Raw genomic sequence first — 18,580 nt, 5'->3', positions numbered from 1 at the left:
ACTTTGCTCTGGTCCTGCACCAAATCCGTCTAAGGACACCGAAAACGCTGCGACTTTAACTTGGCCCATAAGTTTTCTCCTTAAAGTAAATCGTCGAACAAGGATTTAATTTGAACAAGCAAATTCGGCTCACCCAATGGTTTTGCAGAAGTGGTTTTAATCACTGGTTGCGAATTTCTATCTTTAGAAGCCGCTGATTTTGGCGCGGATCTTTTTGGCTTCTTTGGTTTTATGGTTTCGCCTGCAGCACATGGTTCCCATTTTTCAGATATAACATGACCTACGCAGATCTCACGAATGGCAGACGTCTGCATTTCGACACCATCTGAAACAATTAAAAAGCGAAATTGAATCTGATGCTGGTATTTCAACCAAACCTCAGCTGTATATTTCACAGTTTTCTTTGTCTCGACAATCTTCATTGCAAATCTCTGCACAAAACCAAATTCATCAGTTAACTCAAAGAACAAAGATTCGCCTGGTTGCAAGGTTACGTTCAATAGCTCTACGTTGGTGACGACTTTGTCACCAACGGGCTTCGTTGAATCTACAAAAAGAGGATTGATGGTACTCAAGCCCACATTTCCGCAGCTAAATTAGCCAAAGCAAGGCCCGCCGGGTTTTTCGGAGAGTACTCTAACATTGGCAAATGATTGTGATGGGCTTCTTCAACCACGATAGATTCCGGAATGTAGTTGTTAAACACAGGGATTGTATATGTCATTCGAAGATCGTTGATTACTTTTTCAACGATGCGACGGTTGCGGTATTTAGAAATAATGATTCCACGCACTTCAACTTTGTGACCCAACCCTGTATGGATGTGTTTCAAAGTATCAAGAATCAAATCGATACCTTTTAAAGAGAAATACTCTGGACAGATTGGAATCACGATATCTTTAGACGCGATTAAGGCGTTTACAGTGAGTAAACCCAAAGACGGTGAACAGTCGATCACAACGATGTCATAGTTTTCTTTGATTTCGGCCAAAGCTCGCTTCAAAATGCTTTCACGGCCGAATTTAGTGGCCATGTGAATTTCGATGCCGCTCAACATGATTTCCGCAGGAATCACGTCAATGCCGAATGCTTCTGAAGGAACGACGGCATCTTGGGCCTCGATCTCTCCAGTCAAAACGTCATAAACTGTGTTTTCAAAATCTGTATCCCCAAAGATTGCGCGTGTTGCGGAAGACTGGGGATCTAAATCAACCAAAAGGATTTTCTTTCCTTCTTTCGCCCATTGTGCTGAAACGTTGATAGCTGTTGTCGTCTTTGCGACGCCACCCTTTTGATTGATAAATGAAACAACACTGCCCATGGATTTCCTCCGCTGTCGTAAATGATGCTCCATACTTTAGGCTAGGTTTTACCTATTGAGAAGAGCCTAAAGAGGTTTGGCAAGACGAAGGTCTAGGTGAGCAATTCTTATGTCACGTGAATTAGCAGGTGGCTTGTAATGAGTCCGATGACCGAAGCACAATTTAATTTAATCACCAAGGAGTACTTCATATGAGAAAGCTGAAAATCATCGAACATATTTCTCTAGACGGCGTCATACAATCCGGCACTGATACAGAGGGTGATTTTTCTCATGGTGATTGGAGTGGTCCTTATCGCAGCCCTGCGGGATTGGCGATTGTGCTCGCGGAATATGGTGAAAAATTCGATGTGCTCATAGGTCGTAAAACCTATGATATGTGGTCAAGCTTTTGGCCAAAAGCACCGCAAAGCCCGATGGCAGACAGATTGAATGCGGCAACAAAATACGTTGTCACACACAGGCCAGAAAGTTTGCAGTGGGGACCGTTTAAAAGCATCAATTCTAATCTCGTTGAAGGTGTTCGCACTCTGAAAGATTCGACAGGACCAACCCTCGTTGTCTCTGGCAGTTCGACACTGACTTCGACCCTGCTGCAACACGGACTTGCTGATGAAGTACTTCTCTTGGTCAATCCTGTCTTGCTTGGAACAGGAAAACGCTTTTTTGCTGAGGGAACCCCCGCGCAAACCCTCGCCCTCGATAGCTCAAGAGCATTGCCGTCAGGAATTATCATCAACTCATATAAGGTTGCTGGTCCCCTTTCAAGCCAAGAAATTTAAATCTTTCCCACAGAAATGCCGTTATCAGTACTGAATATAACTAAGCCTCTATATTGAAATAAATTTCCTAGCAGATAGACCAAAACTTTTCGACTTCCTCGAGAAGGATTGTCTGTCTGCATAAGCTCTCGCGATAATAGAAGAATGAAAATTCGAATCTCCATTGTTCTTTTGGGATGCTTTTTATCGATTCAAACACAGGCCGCAGATAATGCGCAGACGTGTTCAACGACGGATTTATCCAAAAGTCCAGGCCTTGAAGCTCCGATCAATCGTGACGGAACAGGCTGGTGCTATGCGTACTCTGCTGCCGACCTAGTATCTTTTAAAATGAAACAGCGGGTTTCGGCTTTCGATATTGCAGCGAATTTTCACGAAATGATTCGCACAAGCATTATCAAAAGATTCACTCACGTAAAGACTCAAAATATTATTGATAGCGGTGGCAATATTGACGAGGCGTTAGAATCTGTTTCTGGCAAAGCCGTTTGCTCTGAAAAAGAATTGCCAAGCGATTATAATAATAATGATTTGCAGAAATATCTTCGCAAAGTCATGGCTCTGCCAGGAAAACAAGAAGATGCGGCTTCCTGCGCCGCGATCTCAAAGGCCTACCCGACCATCTTATCTAAAGACATAAAGGGAATTCTAGAAGCCTATGGAGGAGATCGCCGCATCATCGAACTAGCCAAAGCTAGTTGCAAACACAGAATTCAAGTCTCTGATTTGAAGTTTCATACAGAAAAAATCAAGAATCAGGATATTTCAATATTGGACACGCAGTTGGATAAGGGAAATATCGTCAGCTTCGAACATGACCCTGGATTTTTCTTCTTAGGTCCGAACTACAATCCCGATAAGAAAATTTATGATCATCAGGCCACTATTGTGGGCCGTCGTTTTAAAGACGGTCAATGTCAGTATCTTGTCAAAGGCTCGAGTGGTCGCGACAAGAATTATAAATATGCGGCTCCTTATAAAGACAATAATACTGGTGGGTACGTTTGGGTCGATAAGGATACCATCGCAAAATTTACGGGATCTATGACTTATGTGGAATAAATTTCTTTTGTTGATTTTAGCTCTGACGACTCAATCGGCCTTTGCTTGGCAAGCTCCGACTTCTTGTCTTGAGGGTCAAATCAAGACTGTGACTTTAGGAAAAACCGAAATCGAAAGGGCCACTTACTGTACCAATACGGCAGGTAGCGAGTTGCTTTCACAAAACTGCACAAGGAATACCGAGTGTGAAGCCTTAAGATCAAAGGAAACTTTAGAACGTAAAAATCTGCGCATGACTGCGGTGGGAACACCGGGTTTTCACTTGTGCACTGATCTAAAGGGCGAAGGGCAGATTATCGAATTTACCGTTTCAGACAAGAAATGGGTGAAGTTAGATCGCTGCCTATTCTCTGACGGATCATTCATCGATGTGGGATCTTTATTGGAAAATACCTATAAAGATTAAGAATGATCCCCATGCTCGTCTTCAAGTTTAACATGATGAAGTTTGGCAATCACCAAAACCGAAAGCATTGCCAGTACCGCAGATCCAATAAGCATCACCGAACTGAATGCCATTGTGTAAGCACCTTTGGACTGGCTTATTAAGCTTTCACTCGCTGAACCCGCTGACTTGGCAATCTCAATGGCATTTTCTAAAGTCGTGGAAGCCACTTTTTTAATCCCAGGGTTTATGTTCCCTAAAATTATCTGAGACATTTGTTGTCGATAAATAAATGTTCCTACACTTCCCAAGATAGCGATTCCAAGAGCACCGCCCATTTCATTTCCTGTTTCCGAAATTGCGGCCGCTGCCCCTGCCTTTTCCGGAGGAGCACTATTCACAAGCATGTTTGTAGTGAATAGCAAGACCGGAGGTGTGCCAAGCGATTGGAAAACCGATCCCAGAATCAACCAGCCTAAATCTTGCGCGCCATTCACGCGAGAAATAATGATAAATCCGATGGCTCCTAAAAACAGACCAAATCCCATTATAAAGGCAGGTTTGATTTTCTTTGCTAACTGCGGTGATAGCGAAGAACTGATAATCATTGCAACTGTCGATGGCAAAGACCACATACCGGCAAGCAATGGCGAAAATCCCATGACTAACTGGATGTACTGAGTTTGAAACAGAAATGTTCCGAAGAAAACTGACATCGTTAGCGAGTTCGTTAAAATCAATGCGTTGAATGTGAAACCTTTAAACAAATTCACGTCAATAAGTGGGTGCTCTAGCTGCTCCTGTCGACGAATAAAAAACCCGCCTAAAGCAAGACCGACAATTGCGCTGATAACGGCCACCGCTTGAAAACCGACCTCTGCGAATTTTTTCAAAGCGAAAACAATTAATAAGATGGATACCAAAGATACAGCAGCACTGAGCAGATCTAACTTTCCCCCGTTCTCGTCCTTGAACTCTGGCAATAGCTTCGGCGCAATGATTAGCAGAAGAATCAGTATTGGGACGTTGATAAGAAAAACAGATCCCCACCAAAAATGTTCAATCAATGCTCCGCCTACCAAGGGACCAATTAATCCACCCAAAGAAAAACTAGTTCCCCATAAACCAACAGCTTGCGCCCGTTGCTTTGGGTTTTTAAAAAGCACACGAATCAACGATAACGTCGATGGAGCCAGCGTTGCACCAGCAATTCCTTGAATCGCACGCATAACGATCAGCATCTCTGCACTTCTGGAAAACGCCGCGATGGCAGAAGCAACAGCGAAAATACTGCTGCCAACAAGAAGAATTTTTCTTCGTCCAATGAGATCACCTAAGGTTCCCATCGTGATCAGTGAACCTGCTAGAAAAAATCCGTAAATATCGACGATCCATAAAAGTTGCGAAGCGCTGGGGTGCAAATCCAGACTAAGCTGTGGAATGGCAAGGTTCAGAACCATGAGGTCCATCGAGTAAAGCATGCATGGTAAAGCCAGAACTAACAGGCCTATCCACTCTTTCTTGGTTGCATTCAAAGATTCCATTGAATTAGTCATATCCTAGTTTAAGAGCGTCGCCGCTTATTTCGGACAAAAATCTTCACATTATCGCCTCGCGCAATACCGTGCATCTGAGACCCATGAAAGTTTCTCAAAGAACCTAGATTTAACTACGAATTTTCATGGGTTACAGTTAAGTTCCCTGACATGAATACATTTCCTGACTTCGGCCTGCTGCCATCTCTTATTAAAACCCTCAAAGCTCTGAAAATTCACACTCCAACTGAGATTCAGAAAAATGCGATTCCGATGATGATGTCGGGCCAATCGGTTGTTGGGGTTTCAGAAACCGGCAGCGGAAAAACATTAACTTACGCCCTTCCTATTTTGCATTTGCTTAAAACTTTGGAAAACGAAGGCAATCCCGTAAGCGAAGGTGGCACACCTCGCGCCATCGTTCTTGTCCCTTCAAGAGACTTGGGCGAACAGGTTTCCAAGGTCTTTAAAAATTATACTCATGATACTCGCTTAAGAGTTCGCCCTGTCTTAGGGGGCACTACATTCGAGCAAAGTCGCAGAAGCATTCAAGGTGAGTTCGAAATATTATTAGCGACTCCTGGCAGACTTCTTCAACTCATGGATAAAGACCTGATTAGTTTTTCTGACGTACGCTTTATCGTCTTCGACGAAGCCGATCAGATGCTTGATGATGGGTTCCTGCGGGAATCACAAGAAATCGTCAATGCATGCCCTGAAGATACCCCCTTGGCGCTTTTCTCTGCGACGGTCTCTCAGCCCGTGCAAGAGCTTATGAACTCCCTCTTCACAAAAGCGGAAGTGGTTCGTTCAAGTGGTGCAGGCAAAGTTGTAAAAACTTTGACGACGAAAAATGAAACTGTGATCGATGGTCTTCGCTGGCCGATTTTTGAAAAGTTAATTAAACAAAAGCCCGAAGGTGGTACCATTGTTTTCACGAATACGCGTGAACAGTGTGACAAGCTTGCTGATGAAATTGAAAAGAAGGGTTTTTCCTGCGTTGTTTACCGCGGCGAAATGGATAAAAATCACCGTCGCACAAACCTGAATAAATTCCGTAAAGGTGAAGTGGATTTATTGATTTCTACAGACCTTGCAGCTCGTGGTTTGGATTTAGCAAACGTCGGGCGAGTTATTAATTTCCATTTGCCTCAAGATATGTCGAACTACCTTCACCGTGTAGGCCGTACTGCTCGCGCAGGAAAAGAGGGTTTGGTTGTTAACTTAGTCACCGAGCGTGACTTGCCACTGATTGCGAAACTCGAAGGTAAAGGTCAAAGTGTTAAGGAATTAAAGTCGCGTTTTAAAGACAAAGACGGCAAGCGTTTGCACGCTCCCGAAGAGCTGCGCAAGCCAAAACCGGTTAAGGCAAAGACAAAAAAAACAGAAAAACCCGAACAATCCAAAAGAAAAAGTTCGAAGCCTAAATTTAAACCAAAGCCCTACAATCCTAAGAAGTAAGATTTACGTTCATGCTCAGGATCTACGAACCTTACGCAAACTAAGTTACTTCGATAATACTGTCTCTTTTTATATTCCGTCTCTAAACTTGATGGCCAAACCATCAAGTTTAGTTCATCATTTTTTGTAAAAGACGAATTCAAGAGGAGGCTTCAATGCCGTGGCTACATTATGTGTCCTATTTCTTCGGAGGAATTTTTCTGACAAACTCAGTTCCACATCTTGTCTGTGGCTTGGCGGGAAGACCATTTCAAAGTCCTTTTGCCAAACCTTCCGGAAAAGGACTTTCATCATCAACAGTGAATGTACTTTGGGGTTGGTTCAATGTATGCGTCGGATATTTTCTTATAGCACATATTGGAAATTTCGATCTTCACTCGTTCTTGGATGTTGGTATCTTCATCTTCGGAGGACTTTTAATATCTCTTTTCGCTGCTCGCCATTTCGGACAATTCCATGGAGGCAATTCGCAGTAGCTTTACTCGACTTAAGACCGGCCGCTTTAGTTTTCTGAGGCAATGCTCGATAAGTTGTTAAGAATGTTTGTTCAACAACGGGAGCTTCCTTAGTGGGCCTAAAAAAACCTCTCCAGTTATTGCATGTCGATGACTCTGCGATTTTTCGCAAGACGATTCATCGTGGCCTCGAGGCATTTAAAGACCACTACGAAGTGACTCAGGCAAGCTCTGTCGACGAAACTCTGAATTTGCTTACTTCCTCAGGAAAGCAGTTCGACCTTATTCTTACCGATTGGTTAATGAGCGGAAAAAGTGGATTCGATTTGTTGCGTGCCTTGAAAGCTCATCCGACTTATCATCACTTACCTGTTTTCTTCTTGACCTCAGAGTACGACAGCTCAAATCTCATCAGCGTTGTAACTTATGGTGCTGCGGGGATTCTGAAAAAGCCTATCACTGGGCCCGAAGTTCATGCCTACTTGCAAAAACGAATGTCCTTCATCGAAGATGCACACACTTCAAAAGAAGATTTCTTTATCACAGAGGCCAAGAGTCTTTTAAGTAACATCAGTCAAATTTTACCGCTCAAAGGATTACAAGATCTGACAATCTGCTCTCAGCTTCTACAAGATTTGAAAAGCAAGGCGACGGCTGCGAAGTGGCCCCTGCTTGCAGAGTACTGCCAACAAATCGAGAATGTTATTCAGGCTACAATAAAGAAAGAGATAGAATTACCCACACCGTTAAGTGGATTGATTCAAGAGTTTCACTTGTTTCTCAATTTGTCTTTAGCGGAAATCGAAAATGGAAAACCCCATCCATTTATTTCAAGCGAGGCCGACAAGAACTTGAAAAACTATCTAACAGGTCTTGAAGCTGGTTGGTTCGCAAATCAAAATTCCAACAAATCTGACGATGGTGTTTTGCTTCCGTGGGACGTCATCAACGAACTTCGTCAGCACTTGTCACCAGCGGGTCTTGCACTTTTAGAAAAGCATATCAATACCCATAAGAAAGCTGCATAATCTGTAGTTATGAATACGAAGAATACGATTCCGGATCACACAGCCGTTCGAGTTGCTCTTTGGCGTGCGATGCACGCGCAATTGGATGCCAAGCCTTCAGTTCTTGAAGACGAAGTTGGTCTTAAGCTTGTTGCGCCTGATGAAAATTGGAAGCAACGTCCAGACATGCACCCTCAGGGAACTCGCGGATACCGCGGAGCTATCATCGCGCGCGCTCGCTTTATTGAAGATCTGGTGATCGAACAGTCACAGCATGGAGTCAACCAATACGTTATCCTTGGTGCAGGACTTGATAGCTTTGCACAAAGAAGACCCACCATGGCTTCAAACGTTCAGGTTTTTGAAATCGACAAGGCGGAAACACAAAGTTGGAAACGTCAACGTCTTCAGGAAACGGGTTTCGGCATCCCAAATTATCTTCACTTTGTGCCCGTAGATTTCGAAGCTGGTGAATCTTGGATTCAAAAGCTAAAGGCAAATGGATTTGACGCAAAAAAGCCGGCAGTGATCTCCTCTACCGGGGTTGCCATGTATTTAACAAGAGAAGCCAATCTTGCAAGTCTTCGCGAAATTGCGACTCTAGCGCCGGGCTCGACATTGGCGTTATCATTCCTGTTGCCGTTGGATCTTATTGACCCCGCGGAACGCCCAGGACACGAAATGGTCTATGAAAAAGCTAAAGCCGCAGGAACACCTATTATCAGTTTTTTCCGTCCCGAAGAAATCGTGGCATTAGCTAAAGAGGCTGGGTTCAAAGACGCGAAGTACATCTCGAGAGAAGATCTTATTAAAAAATATTTCGCTGGCAGATCCGACGGTCTTGTTCCAGGCAGCGGCGAAGAAATTCTAGTTGCTTCAACTTGATGGAAATCCTAAACACCGCAGAAGCTGTAAAATGTTTCTGACGGTCCTAAGATTGCCATTCTAAAGTTTGCTTACACTCAGTGAAGTGATAGAGTTTCTTTACTGAGGTCTCAATGTCACAACCTATTCATCTCACCCAAACGGTTAAAAAGGGCGGATGCGCTGCCAAGGTCGCTGCCCACGAATTACGAGCTATTCTGAGTCGTGTTCAGTTTCCTCCTCAAGATTCTGCAGTTCTAGTTGATGGTGGTCTTTTTGATGATGCCGCTATCTACAAAGTCACTGATGACATAGCACTTGTGCAAACTTTAGATTTCTTTACTCCGATTGTAGACTCTCCCCGCATATTTGGTGCTGTTGCCGCAGCCAATTCTTTGTCAGATGTTTATGCCATGGGCGGGACACCAAAAACAGCGATGGCTATTTTGGCCTTCCCACTTGCAACAATGGAAAATCAAGTTGCCGTAGAAGTTTTGCAAGGCGCTAGCGATATCATGACTCAAGCAGGAGTTAATTTCGTCGGTGGACATTCTATCGATGACGACACATTAAAATTCGGTCTGTCGGTTACGGGTTTCGTAAATCCACAAAGAGTCTGGTCTAATGCAAAGGCTAAAGAGGGCGATCACCTTATTTTAACTAAGGCTTTAGGCACAGGAACTTGCATGGCAGCCTTGAAGCGCCAAGAGTTTACTGAAGCCGACTTGCAAGAACCGTTAGAGAGTATGATGGCTTTAAATCAAATTCTTGATTTACTTTCTGAAGACGAAGAAAGTGCCATCCATACGGCGACTGATATTACCGGGTTTGGGCTTCTAGGTCATAGCCAACAAATGAGCCAAGCAAGTCAGAAGAAGTTTGTCTTTAATTTTAAAAATTTGCCGCTCTTTGAACAGACACTTCAATGCCTTGAAAAAGGTTTTCTGACAAAGGCCCACGGCACAAACGCACAATACACCAAGGATCAGTGCCGCTTATTCGACCTTACGGACACTCAGAAATATGTTCTTTGCGATCCACAAACTAGCGGTGGTCTTATGCTCAGCATCTCTCCGGAAATGTCTGGGCAAATTCTTGAGAAGCTCAGATCACGCTTTAAGAAGGCTGCCCTGGTCGGTCATGTTGAAGCCAAAGGTGATGTTGCTGTGGAAGTGCTTGGTTAATGAATCCAACAAGCTTGCTCATCACTCCTGAAGAAGTATGGCTTCGTCTTTTACAAGATAAAGTCCATCTTATTGACGTGCGGGCTCCTGTCGAATTTAGTGCAGGTAGGATTCCCTCCTCGGTAAATCATCCAATTTTGAATGATGAAGAACGTACTTTAGTTGGAACGACATACAAGCAGCAAGGTTCTGCCGAGGCAGTCGCTTTAGGACATCGTCTTATTCAAGGTGAAGTTAAGGAATCGCGTGTGCAGGCCTGGGTGCAAGAGTTTAAAAAAGACCCTGAGCACACATTCGTTACATGTTTCCGTGGCGGAATGCGTTCACAAATCACACAGACGTGGCTTGCGGAAAAAGGCATCTATATCCCTCGCATAGCAGGCGGTTATAAAAAAATGCGCCAGCTATTTTTAGATCAGCTAGAGTCTTTTTCTCGCACTGAAAAGATGCTTGTTTTGACCGGAAAAACGGGTTCAGGAAAAACTCAGTTACTTCAAGATATTCAAGGGCATCCTACTTTGAATCTAGAGTTTCTGGCGCAACATCGCGGTTCTACTTTTGGCGCCTATAAAAATCGTCAGCCTTCACAAATTGATTTCGAAAACAATTTGACTCTAGAGTGGGGCCGGCAGAAACAGCTATTCGCAACAAAACCTATCCTTGTCGAAGATGAAAGCCGCTTGATTGGTCGCTGCGTACAACCGGATTCTTTTTTCGAGCTACTCCGTCAATCGCCTGTTTTATTTTTGGATGAGCCCATTGAAAAGCGTATTGAAAATATCCTACAGGAGTATGTCATTATACGTTCTGAAGACGTAAATTTATTTGCAGATCTTTCTTATTCATTAGGAAAAATTAGGAATAAATTGGGGGGCCTTCGTTACGCAGAAATTTCTGAAGATCTCGAAGCTGCTCGCAAAGCCTTTGCAGATCATCGCGACCATTCACTTTCTCGTGTGTGGATCGAGAAATTGATCCTTTGGTACTATGATCCTCTTTATCAGTCTTCGTTAGATAAAAGAAATCCAGAAATTTTAGCGCGCGGTGACCGCAATCACATTTTAAGTGTTATTGGTTAAATCAAGTCCGTGGATTTCTATAGCATTTTTAAAAATTCATATGCAAATGTATGGGCATCACCTGGCCATCGCGCAGATAGATAATTTCCGTCGCGCACGCAGAAGCCTGATTTTAAATTCTCTTCACTATCGCGAGAGATAGCAATTGGTCCCGAAATAAACTGTGCCGGGGACGCTAGGTTTGCCCGAACTTCCGCTTCGACTGTCTGCGGGTAAGTGCGATAATAATCACCCAACCACAGACGAGTCATTCTCCATGCTAAGAGCTCTTGACGTGCTAATAGTGAGGTCGTTCTGCGATTCTTTAGTACGCTTGCACCATTCAATTGGCTGCGCACAACTAAAACAACGCCGTGGCAAATTGCCCCCACTGGCTTATCCTTGCTAAAGAAGGCTGCTGTCAGATTTTGCAAATCCTTGGATTCAAGATAAGGCCTCATCCCCTGAGCATGTCCACCCGGTAAAATCAAACCATCGAAATCATCCATCTTAACTTCAGACCACTTTAATGGGTTTTGAAACTCATGATGTTTCTCTAGCAGAGTGTAGGCGCGAAAAGCATTGCGATCTGCCGCCAAAAGGACCTTGAAAATTCCAAGATCGGTTCCATGAAGCATGCGCTGATCACAAGAAGCGATCTTTCCATCTGGGGTAGCAAAACGGACTAGCACCCCATGATCGGTTAAGATCTTCCACGGAATCGCACATTCAGTCGGATCAAAATCTTGAGAAGGAAGTGGGATTAGAATCGTCTTTTGCATACCTCAAAGTATTCCCGGCGGCCTCGAGGTATGCAAGTCGTGAAAGGACTATTTCTTCTTTTTACGTCGTTTAGATTTTTCGAATTCTTCAGCACTAGCAATCAAATCTTCCAAGTCCAAGCCTTCTTCAGGTTGGTTTGCAATGATTTGATAATCCTGCTTGCTCACTTTTATCACTTCAATTTTTTTCGTTAAGAGTGCTTCGATATCTTCCAACAGTGGTTTCTCTTCCGTTGCACAGAATGAAACAGCAATGCCCTTGTTGAATCCGCGACCTGTACGACCGATGCGGTGAACATAGTTTTCCGGCTTTTCTGGAAGGTCATAGTTAATCACGTGAGTTACATCTGGAATGTCGACACCGCGAGCACTGACGTCAGTCGCAATCATGACTTTGCATTTGCCATCGCGGAAAGCTTTCATCACATCCGCGCGATCCAATTGATCTTTCTCGCCATGAATAGTCAGTGTTTCGATTTCAGCACGAGCCATAGCTTTCGCAACACGTTCTGCGCGAACACGGGTACGAACGAAGATAATGAATTTTCCTTCAGGATGTTGACGAAGATATTCAGCCAAGAAGAAGCGCTTATCATCCATCTCAACAAACATCACAAAGTGGCTGATGTTTTTAGAAACAGGATCTTCCGGAGAGATTTGGATACGAATGGCATTACTACGCACTTGTGAAAACGCCAATTTTTTGATTTCAGGATTGATTGTTGCCGAGAAAAACAATGTTTGATGACGGCGAGTCAGTTTACGTTTTACTGATTCAATGTCTTCGATAAAACCGAGATCTAACATGTGATCGGCCTCATCCAAAACCAAAGTTTCAATTTGACTGATGTTTACGAAACCCTGGCTGATCAAATCAAACATGCGACCCGGGGTCGAAATCAAGATATCGATACCATCTTGAAGCTTGCGAATCTGCGCATCTTGCTCAACCCCACCGAACAACGCAAAGGCTTTTGCTTTTGTGTGCTTTGCAAAACGATTAAAGACCTCGCCGATTTGTTGGGCAAGTTCACGAGTTGGAACAAGGACCAAACAACGAATACCCGTCGAACGTTTGCTGCTTTTATCACTGTGGATCATGTTGATGATAGGAATAGCAAAAGCGGCGGTTTTTCCAGTGCCCGTTTGAGCGATGGCTAAAACATCCTCACCCTTTAAGATGGATGGAATAGCTTTGTACTGGATGTCCGTAGTTCTAAAAAGACCGTTATCATTGAGGTTACGAAGCAAATCTTCAGACAGGTGGAACTTTTCGAATTTCAAGGGAAACCTCACAATGGAAACAGCAATTTTGGATGACAGGATTTACCATGGCAGGGCCTCTGATTGAACCAGAAATTTGGTCTTTTTAGATCCCGCCCGTGAAATGCGATTTAATGGCTCCTAGGCCTATAAACTAGGTAGTTCTTGAGGTCTTTCAGAGAAATCTTAATAGGATTTACATTGTTATGAATCCGAGGTCGAGGCAACTCCGAATTTATTCCACTCTGTGAATTTCACTTTCACCGAGCCTTCAGGAGCGTCGGCGATTCATTCATCGCCGACTTTCTTGAGGCCTTTTGCTAGGCCAGAGGCTCATTATGAATAACGACCGAAATGTCTTCAGATTCGAAAGTCATAAATCCTCTCAGTAAACTTTTAAATTACTTACGACGGAATAGTTGTTTTACAGATGGAGAGTACGGTGCCGAGAAAAATGCAAGATACACCAACAACAAGCCGATGATAATCGCAAGAGGCAATCCACTTGGCTCCATGAATGTGTGCACCAGGAAAATATTAAGAACGATTGGCGCTAGAATGACTAAAGCCAATGGCACCCACATACCAATCAACAAAAGAAGACCGCAGATAGTTTCAGTCAATTTCAAGAACGGCATGAAATAAACCGTCGCCTCAAGACCTTTATTGAACGTCATAAGACGCTCTGGCAAATCCGGCGGTGTCGGAATAAGTTTTAAAAGCCCCATTAAACCAAAAACAAAAAAGACAAGACCTAATAACACACGCGCAATAAGGGGTAACTTCGATTTCATGAACGGAATCTCCTTTTCTATATCCCACCCTAAAATTGTTAGGGCGGCAAGTTAAGTGTTCTTGTTCAGTCCTCGACGAAGGATTTTAATCTCTTCAAAGCGTCATCCCACTGCTCTGAAACAAGATTGAGGTAACTCTTCACTTCTTGGAGTGGCTTGGGGTTGAGCTCGAACAAATTTTCCCGACCTGAAGGGACACTTTTCACGACACCTGCGTCTTCAAGAACACGCAGGTGCTTTGTCACCCCTTGACGAGTGAGTTCCGTCCCCTTTGTAAGTTCTGAAATCGAACGGGATTGCCCATCACTAAGCTCTGCCACCAGAGAAAGACGTGTAGCGTCTCCTAAAGCGGCAAAGACAGTAGCGTGAGCTAACTTTTTAGCTGCGGAATTATTTCTTCGTGACATATTCGTTTATATTAACCATTTGTTGTGTCCAACCGCCATCATTCATGCGAAGAGCTTCGGCTCTGCGATGAGCTGGAACTTTATCGAAACCTGATTCAACAACTCTTAAAAGAGTGCCTGTTTCTGTTTTTTCTAAAAAGAATTCAACCAAAGTTGGTTCTTCTTTGGAATAATCCACATTCAAATCCACAGCGTAGGGATGCCAAGTAAAAGAAAAATATTTTTCTTTGTCCATCGACTTCACAACGGCTTCCCATTTGTAGTGTTCATAGCCAGGATAAGTGATGTTGCCTCTTGCTGTTTCGCCGATTTTGAACGGACTTTCCAATTTGACTCGAAACCACTCACCGAATTGCCTGTGATCTGTCAGCGCCTCCCACACTCGGGATACAGGAGCTCTGATGTCCACTTTCTTTTCAATACGATCGCTATTCATAGGCAACCTCTCAGTTGCATATTAACTCAGAAGAAATAATATGCAACCAAATTGTTGCATATCAATGTGAACTTCGATGTGCTAACTTTGATCACGTAGTTTGACACTCGAATCATGTTAAACCCCAGTGACTCCATGCGAATGTTTGAATAAGTTCACAAAAGTGATAATGATCGAGGAAATAAATTTTTGGATTCGTAAAGGAGTCACATGAAAGCACTGTTTTGCCTTTTTGCGATGACGCTTATTGTGGGTGTTCGCGCTCATGCTCAGGAAGTAAATGTTTCTGACGAATTGTCATCACAACAAAAATACTCTTCTGTTGATGATGAAAACGTAAACTCTGATGATATTTATAGATTCGGTGGTCACGGCGGTGGCGGCTGGCATCCAGGCCATGGCGGTCCAATGCCAGGTCATGGCCCCGTTCCAGGTCACGGTGGGGTTCCTTATCCGGGTGGTCACTGGCCTCCGGGACATGAACATGGCCATGATCCGATTCATCGCGGTCACATCGGTGGCTGGCAACCTCGCCCGGGATGGCACAATACGTGGCACTGGGATCATGGTTACCGTCGTCCACACTGGTGGCATGTAGGTATTCGCTTTCCAATCTTTGCTTGGATTCCTGGCATGAGTCACGGTTTCTGGCAATGCACAGCTTATAGTGAAGACATGCAAGCGTACTCTGCAACCGGCAGAGACGTAGAACTAGCATCTTACAATGCTTTATATGATTGTGGTGGTCCAAACGCCGAAGATCGTGGTTGCTACATCCCCGAGGGTTACTGTAATTACTATCGCTAATTTGTAGCGCAACAAAGCCCGCGATGATCTCGCGGGCTTTTTATTTTTCGCAATCCCATCTCGATCCATATGTCCTTTATCTGGCCTACATCTCTTTGGAAAATTTCAATGCTATCTTCGACATTGAAAACCCCAACAACAATGATGAGGTCACTATGCTTAAGTTTCTTGTGTCGGTTCTTATCGTCTTCATTTCCCAGGTAAGTTTTGCCATCGACATTCCAAAAGGATTCACCAAAGAAATGGTTCAGATCCCAGGAGTCAAACTGAACGTTTACAAAGGCGGCAGCGGCAAGCCTCTTGTTTTGCTTCACGGCTACGGAGAATCCGCATTGATGTGGCACGATGCCATGGAAAAATTCGCGAAGAACTATACAGTCATTGCACCCGATTTGCGCGGCGGAGGCCTTAGTGAAGTCACGAAGGACGGTTACACGAAAGTGCAGATGGCAAAAGATATTAAAGCTTTGCTTGATCACTATAATATTTCAAAGGCCTACATTGTTGGTCATGATATCGGCCTCATGGTAGCGTACGCATTTGCCGCTCAATATCCCGATGCCACAGAAAAGCTTGTCTTGATGGACGCATTCATCCCAGGGGTTGAACCCGCTGATGCCATTTACAATGATCCAAATATTTGGCACTTCCGTGTCTACGGCCCCTTCGCGGAAAAACTAGTCAAAGGCCGCGAGAAAATTTACCTCGATGCTTTATGGACTTCATTCTCTGCAAATCCAAAATCTTTTCCAGACGCCAAAAAGAATTTCTTCACCAAAGAATACGCAGCGCCCGGTCACATGAGAGCCGGCTTTGAATGGTTCCATGCCTTCCCTCAGGATGCGAAAGACAATCAAGAGTTCTCGAAGAAGAAACTTGCAATGCCAGTCCTTTCTATCGGTGGTGACAAATCCATGGGAAATAAACTCGCTCAATCCACAAAGATTGTAGCTCCGCAAGCACAGACAATCATTCTTCCCGACACGGGTCACTGGCTGCTGGAGGAAAACCCGAAATCAACTTTGCAAGCAATGGATGACTTCTTAAAAGACAAAACCACAATGCAGTAAAATCTAGGGGACGGCAGCGTCCCCTTTCTATGACCTAAGACTTGTCATAAACAATTATCTATTTTTAAGAGATATAAATTTCTATACTCGAATAAACTCTATTTGATGTAGGAACTTATGCGTCTTCTTTTTCAATTCTTGCTGACTGTTTTAACTATTCAAATCTCAAGTTACGCTTTTGCTGGTGATGAAGATGTCGTCATCGTAAAAGAATCTCCCGCGGACTCCGTCGTTGAAAATTCGAGTGCTCACAATCGAATGAACAAAAAGTACAGTCTTACAGTGATGCCCATTGGATTCGGTCCCTTGAATGGAATTGATTCGGAAATAAATGTCGGATACTTCTTAGATCGAAAATCCATCGTTTCTGTTCGATATAATAATTTAGTTAAAGGTAATACCTGCACAGGCTCACTGAGTTGCAGCGATTCCGGAAAGGCCTATGGAGTTTCCTATAAACGTTTCTTTGGAAATTCATTCTATGTTAATACGGCGATCGATCAACGCGAAATCAGCTATAGTGAGACTCAGTCCGATTTAGGTGCAGGCAATTACTGGTTTAACTTTAAAGGCTCCAGCACTATTTTCAGTGTCGTGGTTGGCAATCAATGGCAATGGAAAAGCTTTACACTGGGCTGCGATTGGGCGGGCCTGGGCGTTCCTTTGGCTCATCAAATCACAAACGAAAACGACAGTGGTGACAACGCATGGTCGGCATCAAATAGATCTGACCGCGAAACCATGTATGTTTCTGGCAGCGTCGCAATGGCTTTGAGATTTTATTTAGGCGCCAGCTTCTAACAGTATTATTTGAAAATAGATTCGAACCCTTAGTATATCGCTGAAGGTCTTTCGCAAATTTAAAGTGGCAAGCAACTCTTGCGGGATTACATTATAGTCTCAATGGAGACCTTATGAAAATTCTCGTACTTGGTGCTGGCGCTACAGGTGGATATTTTGGCGGAAGACTTTTTGAAAGTGGCGCCGATGTGACTTTTCTTGTTCGCGAAAAGCGCTTTGAGATTCTAAAGAAAAATGGTTTGCACATCGTCAGTCCCAAAGGCGATGTCACACTCAGTCCGAAACTTGTGACAGCGGATTCTCTTCATGACTCTTATGATCTTGTGATCCTTAGTTGCAAAGCTTACGACTTGCAAAGCTCCATGGACTCCATTCGTTCTGCAATTAAAGAAAAAACTGTGATTCTTCCTTTCCTCAACGGTATTGGTCATCTTGATATTCTTGATAAAGAATTCGGACAAGAGCACGTTCTTGGTGGAGTCGTCTACATTCCAGCGACTCTTGGCTCAGACGGAGAGGTCCGTCACCTAGGCGCTTTAAGCAAAATGACTTTCGGTGCAAGAAAAGAATCACAGAAAGCCATTGTTGAGCAATTTGCGAAGATAGCATCCCAGGCGAAATTTGATTCAGAATTAAGTCAGAACGTCATGCAAGACATGTGGGAAAAATTTGTTTTTCTAACCACGCTTGCAGGAATGACCTGCCTGATGAGAAGTCCCGTGGGAAATATCGTTGCCACGGATGAAGGCGAACAAATCTCTTTAGAATTTTTAAAAGAGTGCGAATCTGTCAGCGCAGGTTTTGGATACCCGGTTACAGAAAAAGCTCATAAAAATGCAGTCGAGTCTATTACCCAAAAAGGTTCTCCAGCGACCTCGTCTATGTTCCGTGATTTACAGAATGGATTCCGTGTTGAACTTGACTCCATCGTAGGCGACATGCTGAAGCGTGGACGCGCTAAGAATCTGACTTTGCCTCTTCTGCGAGTGGCTTATGCCCATCTTCAGGCCTATGACTATGGCTTAAAGCAATCTCAGAAATAGCAGTTGCGTCAAAAATGAGCAGTCACGTCTAGCTCCCGTGTCCTTTCCTTATCCAGTCTTAGA

General features: G+C 43.8%; 21 protein-coding genes. 13 read left to right on the top strand and 8 right to left on the bottom strand.

Features of this window, described 5'->3' with window-relative positions:
• Window positions 1-80: 80 nt before the first annotated feature.
• Both VF412_RS04300 and VF412_RS04295 read right to left on the bottom strand, forming a co-directional pair.
• The gene (locus tag VF412_RS04300) at window positions 81-575 is read right to left on the bottom strand and encodes a hypothetical protein (protein ID WP_331337977.1); all 495 of its coding nucleotides are present in this window, start codon (window positions 573-575) and stop codon (window positions 81-83) included.
• Entirely contained in the window at window positions 572-1,321 is a 750-nt protein-coding gene (locus VF412_RS04295; RefSeq protein WP_331337976.1) for an AAA family ATPase, read from the bottom strand. The genes VF412_RS04300 and VF412_RS04295 overlap by 4 nt, the downstream gene beginning before the upstream one ends.
• A gap of 191 nt (window positions 1,322-1,512) precedes the next feature.
• On the opposite strand from VF412_RS04295, the gene VF412_RS04290 reads away from it, so the two are divergent.
• The 3 genes from VF412_RS04290 (at window position 1,513) to VF412_RS04280 (ending at window position 3,571) form a co-directional block, all read left to right on the top strand.
• Complete coding sequence (locus VF412_RS04290; RefSeq protein ID WP_331337975.1) at window positions 1,513-2,103, top strand: dihydrofolate reductase family protein; 591 nt, start codon at window positions 1,513-1,515, stop codon at window positions 2,101-2,103.
• Window positions 2,104-2,247: 144 nt separating this feature from the next.
• Complete coding sequence (locus VF412_RS04285) at window positions 2,248-3,165, top strand: hypothetical protein (RefSeq protein ID WP_331337974.1); 918 nt, start codon at window positions 2,248-2,250, stop codon at window positions 3,163-3,165.
• Window positions 3,155-3,571, top strand: coding sequence for a hypothetical protein (locus VF412_RS04280; RefSeq protein ID WP_331337973.1), 417 nt, complete (start codon window positions 3,155-3,157; stop codon window positions 3,569-3,571). The genes VF412_RS04285 and VF412_RS04280 overlap by 11 nt, the downstream gene beginning before the upstream one ends.
• Here the strand turns inward: VF412_RS04280 and VF412_RS04275 are convergent.
• Window positions 3,568-5,106, bottom strand: coding sequence for an MFS transporter (locus VF412_RS04275; RefSeq protein ID WP_331337972.1), 1,539 nt, complete (start codon window positions 5,104-5,106; stop codon window positions 3,568-3,570). The genes VF412_RS04280 and VF412_RS04275 overlap by 4 nt on opposite strands.
• Window positions 5,107-5,256: 150 nt before the next feature.
• On the opposite strand from VF412_RS04275, the gene VF412_RS04270 reads away from it, so the two are divergent.
• The 6 genes from VF412_RS04270 (at window position 5,257) to mnmH (ending at window position 11,135) form a co-directional block, all read left to right on the top strand.
• Entirely contained in the window at window positions 5,257-6,546 is a 1,290-nt protein-coding gene (locus VF412_RS04270; protein WP_331337971.1) for a DEAD/DEAH box helicase, read from the top strand.
• Between the two features lie 155 nt (window positions 6,547-6,701).
• Window positions 6,702-7,022 (top strand): hypothetical protein, encoded by a 321-nt coding sequence (locus VF412_RS04265; RefSeq protein WP_331337970.1) that lies wholly within the window; start codon window positions 6,702-6,704, stop codon window positions 7,020-7,022.
• A gap of 92 nt (window positions 7,023-7,114) precedes the next feature.
• Window positions 7,115-8,029 carry a response regulator gene (locus tag VF412_RS04260; RefSeq protein ID WP_331337969.1) on the top strand — a complete coding sequence of 305 codons (915 nt, stop codon included), beginning with the start codon at window positions 7,115-7,117 and terminating at the stop codon, window positions 8,027-8,029.
• A gap of 9 nt (window positions 8,030-8,038) precedes the next feature.
• Window positions 8,039-8,893 carry a class I SAM-dependent methyltransferase gene (locus tag VF412_RS04255; protein WP_331337968.1) on the top strand — a complete coding sequence of 285 codons (855 nt, stop codon included), beginning with the start codon at window positions 8,039-8,041 and terminating at the stop codon, window positions 8,891-8,893.
• Between the two features lie 113 nt (window positions 8,894-9,006).
• Complete coding sequence (gene selD / locus VF412_RS04250) at window positions 9,007-10,056, top strand: selenide, water dikinase SelD (protein WP_331337967.1); 1,050 nt, start codon at window positions 9,007-9,009, stop codon at window positions 10,054-10,056.
• The gene (gene mnmH, locus VF412_RS04245) at window positions 10,056-11,135 is read left to right on the top strand and encodes a tRNA 2-selenouridine(34) synthase MnmH (RefSeq protein WP_331337966.1); all 1,080 of its coding nucleotides are present in this window, start codon (window positions 10,056-10,058) and stop codon (window positions 11,133-11,135) included. Before selD ends, mnmH begins: the two co-directional genes overlap by 1 nt.
• Window positions 11,136-11,152: 17 nt before the next feature.
• On the opposite strand, the gene VF412_RS04240 is transcribed toward mnmH, so the two are convergent.
• From VF412_RS04240 to VF412_RS04220, 5 genes are all read right to left on the bottom strand, one after another.
• Window positions 11,153-11,896: a type 1 glutamine amidotransferase domain-containing protein gene (locus VF412_RS04240; RefSeq protein WP_331337965.1), complete on the bottom strand. Its 744-nt coding sequence runs from the start codon at window positions 11,894-11,896 to the stop codon at window positions 11,153-11,155.
• Between the two features lie 48 nt (window positions 11,897-11,944).
• On the bottom strand, window positions 11,945-13,180 hold the full coding sequence (locus VF412_RS04235) for a DEAD/DEAH box helicase (protein WP_331337964.1): 1,236 nt from the start codon (window positions 13,178-13,180) through the stop codon (window positions 11,945-11,947).
• A gap of 380 nt (window positions 13,181-13,560) precedes the next feature.
• Window positions 13,561-13,953 (bottom strand): DoxX family protein, encoded by a 393-nt coding sequence (locus VF412_RS04230; RefSeq protein WP_331337963.1) that lies wholly within the window; start codon window positions 13,951-13,953, stop codon window positions 13,561-13,563.
• A gap of 65 nt (window positions 13,954-14,018) precedes the next feature.
• A complete protein-coding gene (locus tag VF412_RS04225) occupies window positions 14,019-14,360 on the bottom strand; it encodes a metalloregulator ArsR/SmtB family transcription factor (protein WP_331337962.1) in 342 nt (113 codons plus the stop codon).
• Complete coding sequence (locus VF412_RS04220) at window positions 14,344-14,796, bottom strand: SRPBCC family protein (protein ID WP_331337961.1); 453 nt, start codon at window positions 14,794-14,796, stop codon at window positions 14,344-14,346. Before VF412_RS04220 ends, VF412_RS04225 begins: the two co-directional genes overlap by 17 nt.
• Window positions 14,797-15,006: 210 nt before the next feature.
• Here VF412_RS04220 and VF412_RS04215 point away from each other — a divergent pair, with 210 nt between their 5' ends.
• From VF412_RS04215 to panE, 4 genes are all read left to right on the top strand, one after another.
• Window positions 15,007-15,603, top strand: a complete 597-nt coding sequence (locus VF412_RS04215; RefSeq protein ID WP_331337960.1) for a hypothetical protein — start codon at window positions 15,007-15,009, stop codon at window positions 15,601-15,603.
• Window positions 15,604-15,758: 155 nt separating this feature from the next.
• Window positions 15,759-16,673 carry an alpha/beta hydrolase gene (locus tag VF412_RS04210; RefSeq protein WP_331337959.1) on the top strand — a complete coding sequence of 305 codons (915 nt, stop codon included), beginning with the start codon at window positions 15,759-15,761 and terminating at the stop codon, window positions 16,671-16,673.
• Window positions 16,674-16,790: 117 nt separating this feature from the next.
• The gene (locus VF412_RS04205; protein ID WP_331337958.1) at window positions 16,791-17,474 is read left to right on the top strand and encodes a hypothetical protein; all 684 of its coding nucleotides are present in this window, start codon (window positions 16,791-16,793) and stop codon (window positions 17,472-17,474) included.
• 113 nt (window positions 17,475-17,587) lie between these two features.
• Window positions 17,588-18,517 carry a 2-dehydropantoate 2-reductase gene (gene panE / locus VF412_RS04200; protein WP_331337957.1) on the top strand — a complete coding sequence of 310 codons (930 nt, stop codon included), beginning with the start codon at window positions 17,588-17,590 and terminating at the stop codon, window positions 18,515-18,517.
• Window positions 18,518-18,580 lie beyond the last annotated feature (63 nt).

The sequence above is a fragment of the Bdellovibrio sp. genome, from assembly GCF_036384735.1.
In the GTDB taxonomy this organism is placed as follows: Bacteria; Bdellovibrionota; Bdellovibrionia; order Bdellovibrionales; family Bdellovibrionaceae; genus Bdellovibrio.
Note: the sequence above shows the minus strand (reverse complement) of the source record. Positions and strands in the feature narration are given on the sequence as shown.

Excerpts from the sequence above, each read along its gene's own strand:
- VF412_RS04295 (WP_331337976.1), bottom strand. The coding sequence starts at position 1,321 with ATGGGCAGTGTTGTTTCATTTATCAATCAAAAGGGTGGCGTCGCAAAG.
- VF412_RS04220 (WP_331337961.1), bottom strand. The coding sequence starts at position 14,796 with ATGAATAGCGATCGTATTGAAAAGAAAGTGGACATCAGAGCTCCTGTA.
- VF412_RS04230 (WP_331337963.1), bottom strand. The coding sequence starts at position 13,953 with ATGAAATCGAAGTTACCCCTTATTGCGCGTGTGTTATTAGGTCTTGTC.
- VF412_RS04285 (WP_331337974.1), top strand. The coding sequence starts at position 2,248 with ATGAAAATTCGAATCTCCATTGTTCTTTTGGGATGCTTTTTATCGATT.
- VF412_RS04215 (WP_331337960.1), top strand. The coding sequence starts at position 15,007 with ATGAAAGCACTGTTTTGCCTTTTTGCGATGACGCTTATTGTGGGTGTT.
- selD (WP_331337967.1), top strand. The coding sequence starts at position 9,007 with ATGTCACAACCTATTCATCTCACCCAAACGGTTAAAAAGGGCGGATGC.
- mnmH (WP_331337966.1), top strand. The coding sequence starts at position 10,056 with ATGAATCCAACAAGCTTGCTCATCACTCCTGAAGAAGTATGGCTTCGT.
- panE (WP_331337957.1), top strand. The coding sequence starts at position 17,588 with ATGAAAATTCTCGTACTTGGTGCTGGCGCTACAGGTGGATATTTTGGC.
- VF412_RS04255 (WP_331337968.1), top strand. The coding sequence starts at position 8,039 with ATGAATACGAAGAATACGATTCCGGATCACACAGCCGTTCGAGTTGCT.
- VF412_RS04280 (WP_331337973.1), top strand. The coding sequence starts at position 3,155 with ATGTGGAATAAATTTCTTTTGTTGATTTTAGCTCTGACGACTCAATCG.
- VF412_RS04240 (WP_331337965.1), bottom strand. The coding sequence starts at position 11,896 with ATGCAAAAGACGATTCTAATCCCACTTCCTTCTCAAGATTTTGATCCG.
- VF412_RS04270 (WP_331337971.1), top strand. The coding sequence starts at position 5,257 with ATGAATACATTTCCTGACTTCGGCCTGCTGCCATCTCTTATTAAAACC.
- VF412_RS04290 (WP_331337975.1), top strand. The coding sequence starts at position 1,513 with ATGAGAAAGCTGAAAATCATCGAACATATTTCTCTAGACGGCGTCATA.
- VF412_RS04205 (WP_331337958.1), top strand. The coding sequence starts at position 16,791 with ATGCGTCTTCTTTTTCAATTCTTGCTGACTGTTTTAACTATTCAAATC.
- VF412_RS04275 (WP_331337972.1), bottom strand. The coding sequence starts at position 5,106 with ATGACTAATTCAATGGAATCTTTGAATGCAACCAAGAAAGAGTGGATA.
- VF412_RS04225 (WP_331337962.1), bottom strand. The coding sequence starts at position 14,360 with ATGTCACGAAGAAATAATTCCGCAGCTAAAAAGTTAGCTCACGCTACT.
- VF412_RS04210 (WP_331337959.1), top strand. The coding sequence starts at position 15,759 with ATGCTTAAGTTTCTTGTGTCGGTTCTTATCGTCTTCATTTCCCAGGTA.
- VF412_RS04265 (WP_331337970.1), top strand. The coding sequence starts at position 6,702 with ATGCCGTGGCTACATTATGTGTCCTATTTCTTCGGAGGAATTTTTCTG.